The sequence below is a fragment of the Kiloniella sp. EL199 genome (genome assembly GCF_900313065.1).
Classification (GTDB): Bacteria; Pseudomonadota; Alphaproteobacteria; order Kiloniellales; family Kiloniellaceae; genus Kiloniella.
Window position 1 is genome coordinate 496,487 of the sequence record NZ_OMPU01000006.1, and the last position, 13,114, is coordinate 509,600.

Genomic DNA, 13,114 nt, shown 5'->3' on the forward strand with positions numbered 1-13,114 from the left:
TTGCCAAGAAGGCGGCCTTATAAAGTGGCTTTACCCAGGAGGGGTTTAGCTGAACATACTTCAAGTAGAAGGAATTATATTATGCCCGTAGTTGGTACAAATACTGCAGCAAACTCTGCAATACGTTTTCTCAACAATAACTCAATGGCAGCTTCAACATCAGTCTCAAAGCTTGCTTCTGGTTCCAGAATCGTGCGTGCATCAGATGATGCGGCTGGTCTTGCGATCAGTACCAAGTTGACCGGTGATGTTACTGCTCTTAAGCAGGCGGCTACAAACGCCTCGCAGGCGGCTTCGATCCTTCAGGTTGCCGATGGTGGACTTGCGCGTGTGAGTGATGTGCTTCAGCGTATGAAAGCACTGGCTTCACAGTCCTTGTCCGGTTCTGTGACAGATACTGAGCGTGCTTACATTAATGCTGAATTTACAGCTCTTGATGCTGAGATTCTCGGAATTGAGACAACAACGACCTTTAATGGCGACGCTTTGATTGATGGTTCTTACAATGAAAACTTCTTCGTTGGTCTTGGTGCAGCTGGTGTCGTGAATAATATTACTGCTAATTTAACCTCTGTTAACGTTGCTGCAGTGACTGGTGACGTTTCAACTGCTGGTACTGCGGCAACTGCCTTTACAAACGTTACGGCTCGTATTAACACGATTGCAACTGGTCGTGCTACTGTTGGTGCGTTGATCTCCCGATTTGAAACACGCGGTCAACAGGTTGCAACATCTATCGAAAACATTGAAGCTGCCAATTCAAAGCTTAAAGATGTCGATCTGGCGGCTGAGCAAAGTAAGCTGGTGACTGCGAATGTTCTGACCCAGGCGGCAGTTTCTGCCTTGTCTCAGGCTAATCAGATACCACAAACACTATTGAGAGTCCTTCAGTAAACTCGTATAATAGTCAAAAGCCGTGGGTATTTCGGTATCCACGGTTTCTTTAAAAGCAATGTTTTTTAATCTAGGAAAGAGGAGGAGGTCTGATGTCTGAAGTAACTATTTCAGGGCAACCTGCTCAACTTACTCCAAAAACTTCAGCTTCTAGTTCAAGTGTATCGAAATCAAGTTCAATTGGTATGAATAGAGCTCAGGCTGTTGTCAATGTTCAGAAGAACGTTGAGACGAAAATAGCAGAATCACCAAGTGCTTCAGTTGAATCTCGACCCATTTTAGATGGTGCTGTCGATACTGCGGCCACGTCACAGTTGTCATCAAATATTGTGACTTACCGTGATAGTGAATCCGGTCGTTTGGTTGTACGTTTAATTGATGAAAATAATAATGCTGTGATTTCTGAATTCCCAAGTAAGACGATGTTGGGCAATTACCCTAAACAGTCAAGTTTGCTGTCCTCAACTAATGTTAATCTGGATACAGAAGCATAACTGGAATGCATTTTGCATTAGTAAATTTGCATTAGTAAAACAGTAAAACTATGTTTTTTATTTGGAGCAAGACATGGAAGCTGGCACTTTAACATACGTAAATGGATCTCCACGAATTACCGGGCAGTATTCTGGGTTTGATACCAATGCAATTGTCAAAGCATCAATATTGGCTAAGCGCCTTCCTGCTGTCAGGATGGAAAGCACAATTAGCAATAATGAGGTCCGGACAAAAGCTTATGGTGAGCTTAATACGCTTTTGACATCCCTGCGAAATTCACTGAACGGGTTACGCAATCCACCTGGTTTAAGTGGGCGGGATACCAATGTTTTTGAAGCCAAGGCGGGCTTTCTAACCTCTTCTACAGCGACACCGGCAACAGATATTCTCGGAGTTTCATCCTCAAATTCTGCTGCAGCTGGTGTATATGAGATAGAGGTTTTGCAAATAGCGGCCGCAAATAAAATCTCTTCCGGTACGGTTGCTGATTCTACCGCAGCTCAAGGGGTTACAGATACAATCACACTTGGAGTGTCGGGTGGCACGACAAAAGATATTTCAATTACAGCAGACATGTCTTTGAATGATATTGCTGGCGCGATTAATGGTGTCTCGAATGATACTGGTGTAAGAGCTTCAGTTATAAAAGTAGGAGACAACGATTTCCGCTTGGTAATGACAGCAGAGGAAACAGGTAAGGCGATTACACTTTCTGGCGCAGGTAACTTTTTAAGTACCTTTGGCGACGGAGCTGTTTTAACTGAGCTACAAGCTGGAAACAAAGCGCAAATCAGAGTAGATGGCATTGCCACAGTTATTGAGCGCGATACGAATAATATTACGGATGTGATAGATGGCGTTACTATTCAGCTGTATAAAGCTGAAGTTGGTAATAAAATTAAGGTTGAAATTAATAATAATTTAGGTGGTATTAAAACTGCAATCAATGGATTTGTTGAAACATATAATACTTTGAGAGATCTTGTTAAGCAGCAGCGGGATTTTGACCCTTCTTCTACTTCTGGAACAAAACCACCTTTGTATGGTGATGATATTTTAAGGCGGGTTGATCGCGCACTGAGTGGAATTGTAAGTACAGGTGCTGAAGGTGTAGAGAGTAGTCAAATCAATACACTCGCATTATTGGGAATTGAGCTTAATGATGACAATAAGCTGGTTGTTGACAGTACCAAGCTAGACGATGCTTTGGTGACCAATCTTGATGGTGTGCGGAGTGTATTTGAATTTACCTTTGAACCGGATGATGCTCGACTTGCAATTATTTCCCGTACGAAAGCAATCAATGTTGATGATTTTTCTTTGGTTATTGATGGGATTGATGGTAGTGGGAATATCACGGGCGCATCTGTAACGGGACATGGCAATGTCTTTGATATCACAGGCAATACCCTCAAAGGTAAAGTTGGCACTGCTTTCGAGGGAATGACAATGGTTTTTGTGGGTACACCGGGAAGTGGTTCTCAAACAATTGAGGTCAAAACATCTTACGGTATCGCTGAAAATTTCTTTCATTCTATTGATGATTTTGTAAAGCCGGGATCAGGGCAGCTTTCTACGCGGATGCTAGAACTTGCTGATTCAAACAAAGAATTGAATGAAAAAATTGTTGCCCTTGATGCGCGGTTGGAATTAACACGTACTTTCTTAATAGAAAAATATTCTCGCTTGGAACAAGTGTTGGCACAGGCTGATGCGATGAGGAAACAGCTTGAAGCGCAAGCAAATGCTAGCAAAAAGTAAAGAGGGGTGATCTATGTATCCTAATCCCTATGGTGCAAATGCATACTCTCAAGCTTCTAAAAATGTAAGCCCTTTAAAAGCAATTGTTATGTTATACGAAGGTGCTATTCGTTTGATTAATGAAGCCAAACGGGCACATGATGTTCAAGACTATGAGGCAAGATTTATAGCGATTGATAAAGCGTCCAAAATTATACTTGGCTTACAGGGGCAGTTAGATTTTGAAAACGGAGGGGATGTTTCCCCTATGCTTCATGAGTTTTATGATAGCTTGTTTATGAGAATGATGCAGGCTAATTCACGAAACCCGGAACCTATTTTTGAAGATGTTTTGATCAGTTTGAAGAACATGAAGGAAACATGGGCTGCTGTTGCAGAACAAATTGGGGAAGGCAGCCAGCCAGCGAGAGATGTTGGCGGAAACACGAATGATGTTTCAACTTCAAACGATAAAAATGTTCCTCTATCAGGCGCATCACTAAACGTATAATTATAAGAAATTAGAAACTTGTTTTTTAGCAATCTTCTGATGAGACATTTGTCTTAAGGAGATATATTTCTATGCCCACTATACAAGTACGATGTAAAATCTTAAGCTGTTTTATTAATGGCGTATTACTCAAAATTCAAGGCTGGGGGTCAGGTGAAGCAGGGCAAGAAGTTCAATTATAAAGTTGAGAAAGCTGCAGAAGATACTTTGCAGTATCTGATGAACAAGCAATTTGAAAATGCGTCTGAAATTGCTTCAAAAAATTTAAAGAAAAAGCATAAACATCCTGTTTTTTTGTTTGTGAAATCTGTCGATGCTCTTCTTCAAGGCGATGAAATATCATTTCGTTCACAGCTGGATGATTTATTCAAACTTCGTTCTATAAGATACACAGACTACTATAATTTTGGTGTTTTTTTTCAACAGCATAAATTAGATGTTTTGGCTGTTGAGTGTTTCTCCGCCTGCGTGCAACTTAAGCGAGATTTTTTTGAGGGGCAAGAGCAGTTAGGTAATTCAATTTTTAATCTTGGAGAGTACGAGAGTGCTCTGGGTGCCTATGCAACTGCGTTGAAGTTAAAACCAAAAAATAAAGAGCTTGTCATTAGTGCTGGGAAGTGTTGTTCGAAATTGGGACATCATTCTGATGGGCTTGATTTTTATGAGAGTTTACTTCCTGAATACCGATTTGATAGCGATGTAAGGACTGGTTTTGCCAGTTGCTTAATTGGTCTTAATCGTGAAGCTGAAGCAGTCGCATTTCTTGGAAAAGATATAGATAAATCTTATCAAGCTGAGAAAGACTATTATTTGTTGTCTTTGGTATCTTATAACAATTCCAAGCTGCATTCAGCATTGAAATTTGCAGCCAAAGGGCATGAAGTAAACCCGAACTATCTCCCTGTACTAAAGATGTATGGTACTTGTCTCGGGCGTTTGAATATTCATGGTTTGGCGATAGATGTTTTAAAGAAGGCAATTGAGAAAGACCCAAATGATCCAGAGGTGTTTTATAACTGTGGAAATTCATTTCAGGGAATTGGTGAAATAGATCAAGCTAGAGAGTATTATCTGGAATGTTTACGGCTTAACCCTGAATATTACTTAGCCTTTAACAACTTGGGCTTTGGTTATAATTATCAAGGGGATATAAAAAAAGCCAAAGAATGTTATGGCATTGCACTCGAACTTACTCCCAGTAGAGAGGATTTTCATAGTAACCTGCTATTCACAATTTTGCATGAAAAAGATAGCAGCCCTGAAGATCATTTGAGAGAAGCACGTGTGTGGCAGGATAAGCATGCCGTACCGGTTGATGAGAGAGTTGAAGAATATAAGTTTAATCCTGACGAGGTGAAGAAGCTTCGTATTGGTTATATTTCCGGGGATTTTGGTGATCACGTTGCAGTTTACTACTGGTTGCCAGTTGCTGAACAACATGACAGAGACAAGTACGAAATATTCCTTTATTCACAAAAACCGAGAGAAGACGACCTTTCTAAGGTTATTAATGCCAAAATAGACAAGGTTTGTGATCAAAGAAGAGATGTTTCTGGTTTGTTGGACGAAGAACTGTGCCAACAGATCGTTGATGACCAAATTCATATCCTTGTTGATTTGTCAGGGCATACGGCGGGTAATCGTTTAAGGGCGTTGAGTTATAAGCCTGCACCAGTTCAAGCAACATATATTGGTTATCCAGCAACAACAGGTTTGGAAACGATTGATTATTTTATAACTCAGCCAATACATACTCCAATAGAATCAGCAAAATACTTTTCTGAAAAACTGGTCCATACGCCCGGCTGCACCAGTTATAATATTCGAGATGCTGGCCGAAATGTACAATCTAAACCTTTGCCTTATAAAAAGAACGGTTACGTAACATTTGGAAGTTTTAACCGTCCAAGTAAAATATCAGATGCTTGTATTGATACCTGGGTAGATGTGATTTCTGGAGTACCAAACTCTAGGCTTATTATTAAAAGCTCTGGAACTGCAGGAGATGAATTTAAAGACAAAATTATTGGACGTATGAAAGCTCAGGGAATTTCTGCTGATCGTATAGATTTTCGAGGGCGTAGCAGTTACGAAGACTTTTTAGAAGAGATCAATGAGATTGATATAGGGTTGGATTCTTTCCCTTATACTGGCGCAACTACGTCATTTGATGCACTGTTTATGGGACGCAGCTATATTACATTACGAGGAACCGGAGCTGTTCATGCGATTGTTGGCGCTACTTACTTGGAATACTTTGGTCACCCGGAGCTTGTTGCCCATTCAACAGATGAATATGTCAAAATTGCTATTAGTGCAGCGGAAAATATGTCTCAACTGGAAGACATTCGCCTGAAATTACGAGATACCTTTTTACGTGAAATTGCAGGCAGTGGCCCAAGATTGTGTGCTGCTTTGGAGACGGCTTACCAGAAAATGTGGGATGTTTATATTTCTGGGGAAGAAAAAGACCATATTGTTATTGAATAAAGCCAATTAGAAAATTGGATCAGTTCAAAAAATAGCTGTTTGGAGAGCATTATTAGGTGATTACAAATCGTGCCATTATTGATTAACATCATGTATGGCATTGATTTTGCTCGGTAAAGGTAAGCTGGCTTTCATAAACAAGGGTTATCTATGCTTGGTTCTTTTAATGATGAAGGGGTCTTTTTCGCCAAGAAAATAATCCCGAATGATTTGATTAACGGTTTACTTGAAGAAATTATTACCCTTTCGCAGGAAGAGGAAACTGTGAGGGGAGGGCAAGATGATCTCTTTTCTGCTGCTGAGTACAGTTTGCTTGAGTTACTTCAATCAGTACCCGCTGATGAATACTTGGCCTTGCTTAGAGCGATAAAGTCCTCAGTGTGGGTAAGGCAGATTGCTACATGTTCTGGGGTCGTTGAAATGGCTCGTAAACTGTTGAATTCTTCTCATATCTCCCAGCGAGGAAACCCAGTGTTGCATTTGACGGGGGATAGGTTTCAATTAAGTGATAAATCACTGGCTGCCCCCTGGCATCAAGATTGGCCTGCTTTACGCTCTTCGAAAAGGACCTTGGTTGTATGGGTTCCCTTGGGCGGAGCGGAAAATTCTGGTGCTTTAAAATTTAAGCTTGGCAGTCATAAAGCCGGTCTTATCAAGACGTCTGAAATAGAGGCTGTCTATGAAATTGATCCGGATGAAATTCATAAGTACGAGACTGTGCAAAGAGGGGTACCTGTCGGAGATGCTGTCTTTTTTGACAGCCTGACGGCCCATTCTTCTGAAGGTACGCAAAGGCTGCGCATGGCCCTTAGTTTTCGCTTTGAGGATCTCAGTTGTGATGAATGGAAGAAGCGGAAGTTTACAAGCTCGCATATTGATGGAATTGAAAAACGAGAGTTAACGGATGCAGAAAAAAACATTTTCTCCTAGTGAGGAAGGGGCACGAGCCGTAGAGAAGTATGCCGCCGTGCCTCAGTTTGAACGAGCGATTGAACGCTTAGGTGGGCAGTTGCTTGATAACCCTTTTATGGTGGCTCGATCGGGTTTGATTGCAAAGTTGCTATTTCTTCATGATGTCTATGGGCGGATAAAAGATGTGCCAGGGGATATCATAGAACTGGGTGTTTGGTTAGGCCAATCACTTGTGATGTTTGAAAATCTACGGGCCATTCACGAGCCCTTTAACTCCTGTAGAACTATCTATGGGTTTGATACATTTGAGGGGTATGTGGAAACCAGCGACCTTCCAATCGCCCAAAGTGAAATTGATAAGTATACCCAGCCTGAAAGTTGGCAAGAGGAGATCGAAGCTCTTTTTGCGGCACATTGTTCTATAAATAATTCAAATACAAAATTAGAACTCATTAAGGGAGACATACGGGAAACTCTTCCTGAATTCTCCGAAAGTTATAATGGCTTCGCAGCATGTATTTTTGTGGATATAGCGACTTTTGAAACAACGGAAATCGCTATCACCTTTGCCAATGAGCACTTGGTTAAAGGTGGGGTGCTGGTCATTGATGACTATGGTGATACCTATCCTGGTGTTATGAAATCTTTAAAGGCAAATGGTATCGGCGATTACGAATGCGAGCTTAATCCTTATTTCAAAACGAAGTTACTGCTGTGGAAAAAATAACTGAAAATGCTAAAACCGCTTTCGATAAAGACGGTGTTTTTGTTGCTGAGAAACTGTTGTCAAATGAACAGGTATCGGAGTTAAGAGAAGGCTTTTGGGCTTCGCGTGAGTATTGCGCTAAGTTGCAAAAGAAGTATGAGCTGGATGTTCAGCAAACAGATACGGTTCACCATGTGCTGTTCATGCATGAAATTTTTCAAGAAGTCCTGGATAACCCAGAATATATGGCAATTGTAGAGACCTTCTTTGGAGGAAGTAAATTTGTACTGAACTCTATTGGCGGGCAAAACAATAGAGGCGATGCAAACTATGCTTCAAACATTCATCGGGATGTTCGCTTTTATACTCAAGATCGCCTGATGTTAAATACGATCCTAATTATTGATGATTTTACGGAGACTAACGGTCCAACCGAGTTTTTACTGGGGTCTGATAAAGTTAAGGATAAACCCAGTGAAGAGAGCTTTAGTGAAAAGGCCGTATCATTAACCTGCCCAGCTGGCTCGATCATATTTTTTGATTCACGTATTTGGCATCGGGCTGGGAAAAGAAAGATCATAGGAGATGATCGGGTAATATTTACACCCATATTTGCGAGATCGTTCATCAAGCCCGGTTTTGACTATTCTAAAGCACTACAGGCTTATGGTCTTGAAAAAGTTTCTGATAATATCAAGCAGCTGTGTAGTTATTACAGCGATATTCCGGCCTCTCACGATGAATGGTATAACCTTAAAGAACGGCGATGTTATTTAGCGGGGCAGGATGATTGATCGTGAGTTAACACAGGAAAACAAAGCCTGGGGTAATTCAAAATACGCCACAGATTTTGATTACCTTATGCATGACTATGTTTTGAAGGCACTTAGGCCGTTATTCTTGGGTAAAGAATGTGCCGAGTTAGGCTGTTATAAGGGAGAGATGACGCGGAAGCTGTCAAAAGAATTTTCCAGTGTTACGGCCATTGATATTGAAGAGAAATACTGCGATATCATTAAGGGCATGGGGCTACAAAACGTGTCCGTAGTTCAGTCTGATTTTTCCAAATACCAAAACTACAATCAGTTTTCGGACCTGCTCTCTCTTCATAGTTTAGAGCATGTCGAGGATGATCTGGGGCTGCTTCGTCACATTCAGACTCATAAATCTTCAGATACGAGACTTCATATCGTTGTCCCCAATGGAACCTCTCTTTCTCGGCAGATCGCAGTAAATATGGGGTTCATGTCTGAGCCCCTGGCCGTTACTGAGTTTGAAGAAGCAATTGGCCATCACAGGACATATAATCTGGAATTATTAAAAGATCTGGCTAGTAGGGCGGGACTAAAAGTCATTAAGGCTGGTGGAATTATGCCAAAGATCTTTTCTAATTCTCAATACGATAAGGCATTGCAAGAAGGGATAATAGATAGAGCTTATCTTGATGCTGCTTATGCGTTAAGTGATGAACTTCCTGAGCTCTGTTCGTCCATCTATATAACTTGTAACTAGTCAGTACTTTGTGGGGATACATGTATTATCCCTATACCACTCTTCCCAAAACCATTTCCGTTTATAAGAAGATAGAGATCATCGCCAATGTATAGGGGATAAGGGTAACTTGTCTGATAGGTAAATGCTGGGTGGTCGATCTCTATTTTATCTAATGTGCGCTCCCACCCCTCATCAACTTTTCTTGCAAAACCAACAGTATAACTGTTTGAGCCATCTCGAAAATCAGTCATACCTCTGGAACAGAAACTTAAGAAGCTCTCACCGTTAAAAGAAAAAGCTACGGGCCTGGAAAAAACTTCTGAAGGGTAGATCGGGGGAATTGTTCTCTCGTAACTACATTCTAGATTGTCGAGGCTTGGTCCAAAGGCAGATTTTACGTAATACTCTGGTTCATATCTGTCGGCAATTTTTTCCCAACGTTCTGTCGAAATGTAATAGGTTCTCAATCCTTCACTTTCTTGCACGACAAATGGGGTGACTGCGCTTGATGGATTTACCCTATCACGTGTTAAAAAAGGGCCTATGGGGATTTCCTCGACCTGAAAGAGCCCATCAACCAGCTCTAGGGTCAGGTAACCGGAAGCATTTAAATAGGCAGGTGTGCCGTTCAGCATGTTCCAACCGCTATAAAGGAGATGCCAGCTGTTATCTATCTCTAGAATTTGAGAAGGAATGGCACCGTCGGTGTCAAAAAAACCCACGCGATTAGGGTGGTAGAAATCGTCATCTTTGTGAATGATATTGAAACTCTTATCTAGCTTTTGATAGCAGATGTAAGATTTATTCTCCTCAGTTCGGTTAGAGAAAAACAGATGTATTTCATTGTCTAGCTCTAATGCGCAAGGAGACTGTGCGTAGCTCCGATCGATTTGCGGAGCAGGGAGTAATTTCTTTAGTTCGAAGTTAAAATGTCTCATGGCAAATATAATTAGCTAAGGAAAAATGAATTGTTGTCTGTTTTATAAAATTGTAATTGGCCTTGGATCTCTTTTCTTATGTTGATAGCTGTTTCGGTTAAGAGGCGTTCGAGAAGGCTTTTCTTCTCCCCTTGATAGGGGGCAAGTACTTTTAGTTCAATGCCGCGCTGCTCAAAGCCATCAGGCTTATAATAATTCACGCCGCCTTCAAGATTTATATAGCAGTTAGCTTCAAGTTGGCGACAGATTTCTTCGATCCTTCGTTGTCCTCTAAGTTCAGTTGGAATCTTCAAAGAAGAAGATCGAATTAACTGAGGTCGATAATCAAGGGCCTTCAAAGTGTAGTTGATGGTATCCTCTAGGTAATCAACGACTGATCCCTGGGGGTTGCATATGAAAGATGACAACTCTTCAAAATTCGCTAGATTTTGAAAGATATGGGGATAAGAGTTGATCTGCTGCTTTATGATTTCGTCGGCATCATTAGCAAACTGTTGAGACAGTATTAGGCTATGATAATCAGATTTGGTGAGGGGCAGGGTGAACCAGCCTTGTGTTCCATCCTGCTTAGTAAATTTGTTCCTGTGAACCCATCCTCTTCTTGGAAATTGAACGCAATCCAGAAGGACAAAAATATCAGCGGCGGCTGCCAGGCGATAGTAGCCAGCATAGGGAAAGAAGTAGGGCTGCATAATTGCCACTGAGGTCATCGGTTTATATGCGTCTTAATTTAGAGCTTGGAATTCTGGCAAGGTCAGCTGCATTGGCGACAAAAACATTCTCGTCTTCTGTATCTTTCAAAATTACGCAACCAGCACCAATGACGTTGGCTTGGCCTATGTTGATATTGTCCCGAAGCGTGGCATTCACGCCGATGAAGGTATAGGCGCCTACGTTGACGGAGCCAGAGATCACAACGTGCGAGGCTATAAAGCAGTTATCTTCGATAGTGGAATGGTGGCCAATATGATTACCACTCCAGAGATACACATTGTCCCCGATTGTGACGAAGGGCTGAATAGTATTGTCTTCTAGGATAAGGCAGTTTTCACCGTATTGAATGTCTGGAAAGGTCGTGGCTCGGCTAGATAGATAGCTTGCAAGTTGATATCCTTTGTCTTTACAGGACTTTACTTTTTCTGCTCGTAATTTATTCACACCTGTAAAGCTAACAGCAACAAACATGCTATGGTCTGTTGTTGAGTACTTGTTCTCTATCTCTTCAAAGGGAATAACGGGTAAGCCAAAGAGTTTCGCTTCGGTGATGTAATCTGCATCGACTGTAAAGGCGACGGGTTGGTAATCACTGTCGTGTTCAAACATGTAATAGACAAGCTCGGCTACTTGCCCATTTCCGAAAATGATCAGCTTTTCCATTTTAAGTTCCTGATGGTTGTTACTAGCTACAACAGCATGCCCTAATAACTCTTAAAACTAAGATAAGATTTTTGTCTACTCTATTGTTAAAGCTTAACTATTGGATAGAGGCAGAATGAGCTTCTATTTGTTTTCTTTGGTTTCATTAAGAATTTCCCAAAGATAATTTCCGTATCCACTTGCCATCAGGTTGTCTGCGAGTTCAGCCAAATTTTGGGATGTGATGTAGCCCATGCGCCAAGCGATTTCTTCGGGGCAGGCTATTTTTATCCCCTGTCGGCTTTCAACGGACCTAACAAAAGCAGAGGCGTTATGAAGGGAGTCTACTGTACCTGCATCTAGCCAAGCATAGCCGCGACCTAGTTGTTCGACATGGAGTTGGCCGAGTTCAAGATACTTTTTGTTTATATCGGTGATATGTTTCTCATTGTTGAGGCCTGGTTTGACATCCCGAGCAATTTTGACCACTTGATTGTCGTAGTAATAAAGACCAATAAGAGCATAATTCGTTTTTGGTTTATCTGGTTTTTCTTCTACTTCGGTACCCAGCCCTTTCTCATCAAAGGATATAACACCGTAATTTTCGGGATCTTTCACCCGATAGGCAAAAACCGTTGCCCCAGATCTGGGTTGTTTGTAGGTTTGTAATAACCGTGTAAGGCCGTTTCCAAATAAAATATTGTCGCCAAGCGCTAAGGCGCAATGATCATCACCGATAAAGTTTTCTGATAAGACAAATGCTTCGGCTATGCCGTTAGGTTCATTCTGAACGCACCAGGAAATGTTAATTCCCCACTGGTGACCATTCCCCAATAAGGTTTGGAATGCTTGTTGGTGTTCTTTTGTTGTGATGATTTGTATATCTCTGATGCCGGATAGCATCAGGGTTGTCAGGGGGAAGTATATCATCGGCTTATCGTAAACGGGTAACAACTGTTTACTGACAACGCGTGTGATCGGGTAAAGGCGACTACCGGTGCCACCAGCTAAAATAATCCCTTTCACCTTTTGTCCCCCGGTTTCTAGTTTTACTAGCCCTAGCAGAAATTAATTTACTGCGTGGCGAACGTTATATTTTTCTGAATTTAAAATATGCTGCCAAGCCTGTTTTTTCTCTGTGTCTATAAAAACGGGGGCTCTTAGGTTAACTGTTTTTTGAATAGCATTCGGTGTTTGACGTAGAGTTGTCACTAGCATTACGGCAAGATTTTCCGGTGCGATAGCATATTGATTCATTGCTCCCGCAAGATCTTTGTCTTCGACCTCTCCACTGCTTAGGTCGTAGGGCTTAAGAATAAAGGTGAGATCAGCCTCGTCAATGGATTGCAATAGCATGTAACCTTCCAATACAGCATGTGATGGAACAGACAAGCCATATTCTTTATATTCAGAAAAGCCGACAATACCTTGTGGTATTTTGATGGTTTTATCGCGATCGATTTCCATCACCCCGAAACGGGTTTTCAGCGTAATTACGTTATTTGACACTTCTTCTGCCTTCGGCATTGTGATCCCGGCGAAATTTTGAGCTGTGTAATTTGTTTCCAAGTCCAACAT

Annotated in this window: 14 protein-coding genes; 9 read left to right on the top strand and 5 right to left on the bottom strand. The window is 41.4% G+C overall.

The genetic code is table 11. The features are described 5' to 3' along the window. Positions 1 to 81 precede the first annotated feature (81 nt). The 9 genes from D9A03_RS05625 (at position 82) to D9A03_RS05665 (ending at position 9,260) form a co-directional block, all read left to right on the top strand. A complete protein-coding gene (locus tag D9A03_RS05625) occupies positions 82 to 894 on the top strand; it encodes a flagellin (protein ID WP_120496215.1) in 813 nt (270 codons plus the stop codon). Positions 895 to 986: 92 nt separating this feature from the next. Beyond that, positions 987 to 1,388 (top strand): hypothetical protein, encoded by a 402-nt coding sequence (locus tag D9A03_RS05630; RefSeq protein ID WP_120496216.1) that lies wholly within the window; start codon positions 987 to 989, stop codon positions 1,386 to 1,388. 73 nt (positions 1,389 to 1,461) lie between these two features. Continuing rightward, positions 1,462 to 3,150: a flagellar filament capping protein FliD gene (gene fliD, locus D9A03_RS05635; RefSeq protein WP_120496217.1), complete on the top strand. Its 1,689-nt coding sequence runs from the start codon at positions 1,462 to 1,464 to the stop codon at positions 3,148 to 3,150. Between the two features lie 13 nt (positions 3,151 to 3,163). Then, a complete protein-coding gene (gene fliS / locus D9A03_RS05640) occupies positions 3,164 to 3,640 on the top strand; it encodes a flagellar export chaperone FliS (RefSeq protein ID WP_120496218.1) in 477 nt (158 codons plus the stop codon). A 153-nt stretch (positions 3,641 to 3,793) separates the two neighbouring features. Then, a complete protein-coding gene (locus D9A03_RS05645) occupies positions 3,794 to 6,130 on the top strand; it encodes a tetratricopeptide repeat protein (protein ID WP_162937987.1) in 2,337 nt (778 codons plus the stop codon). 150 nt (positions 6,131 to 6,280) lie between these two features. Beyond that, entirely contained in the window at positions 6,281 to 7,060 is a 780-nt protein-coding gene (locus D9A03_RS05650; protein ID WP_120496220.1) for a phytanoyl-CoA dioxygenase family protein, read from the top strand. Further along, entirely contained in the window at positions 7,035 to 7,769 is a 735-nt protein-coding gene (locus tag D9A03_RS05655; protein WP_120496221.1) for a class I SAM-dependent methyltransferase, read from the top strand. The genes D9A03_RS05650 and D9A03_RS05655 overlap by 26 nt, the downstream gene beginning before the upstream one ends. Then, complete coding sequence (locus tag D9A03_RS05660) at positions 7,757 to 8,542, top strand: phytanoyl-CoA dioxygenase family protein (RefSeq protein ID WP_120496222.1); 786 nt, start codon at positions 7,757 to 7,759, stop codon at positions 8,540 to 8,542. Before D9A03_RS05655 ends, D9A03_RS05660 begins: the two co-directional genes overlap by 13 nt. Next, positions 8,535 to 9,260, top strand: coding sequence for a class I SAM-dependent methyltransferase (locus D9A03_RS05665; protein ID WP_120496223.1), 726 nt, complete (start codon positions 8,535 to 8,537; stop codon positions 9,258 to 9,260). Before D9A03_RS05660 ends, D9A03_RS05665 begins: the two co-directional genes overlap by 8 nt. Here D9A03_RS05665 and D9A03_RS05670 read toward each other — a convergent pair. The 5 genes from D9A03_RS05670 to fliW form a co-directional block, all read right to left on the bottom strand. Continuing rightward, positions 9,257 to 9,877 (bottom strand): hypothetical protein, encoded by a 621-nt coding sequence (locus D9A03_RS05670; protein ID WP_162937988.1) that lies wholly within the window; start codon positions 9,875 to 9,877, stop codon positions 9,257 to 9,259. The genes D9A03_RS05665 and D9A03_RS05670 overlap by 4 nt on opposite strands. A 314-nt stretch (positions 9,878 to 10,191) precedes the next feature. Further along, positions 10,192 to 10,890, bottom strand: a complete 699-nt coding sequence (locus D9A03_RS05675; protein ID WP_120496225.1) for a WbqC family protein — start codon at positions 10,888 to 10,890, stop codon at positions 10,192 to 10,194. Positions 10,891 to 10,894: 4 nt separating this feature from the next. Continuing rightward, positions 10,895 to 11,557, bottom strand: coding sequence for an acetyltransferase (locus tag D9A03_RS05680; RefSeq protein ID WP_120496226.1), 663 nt, complete (start codon positions 11,555 to 11,557; stop codon positions 10,895 to 10,897). A 123-nt stretch (positions 11,558 to 11,680) separates the two neighbouring features. Further along, on the bottom strand, positions 11,681 to 12,562 hold the full coding sequence (gene rfbA / locus D9A03_RS05685) for a glucose-1-phosphate thymidylyltransferase RfbA (RefSeq protein WP_120496227.1): 882 nt from the start codon (positions 12,560 to 12,562) through the stop codon (positions 11,681 to 11,683). Between the two features lie 42 nt (positions 12,563 to 12,604). Next, positions 12,605 to 13,114 carry a flagellar assembly protein FliW gene (gene fliW, locus D9A03_RS05690; RefSeq protein ID WP_120496228.1) on the bottom strand — a complete coding sequence of 170 codons (510 nt, stop codon included), beginning with the start codon at positions 13,112 to 13,114 and terminating at the stop codon, positions 12,605 to 12,607.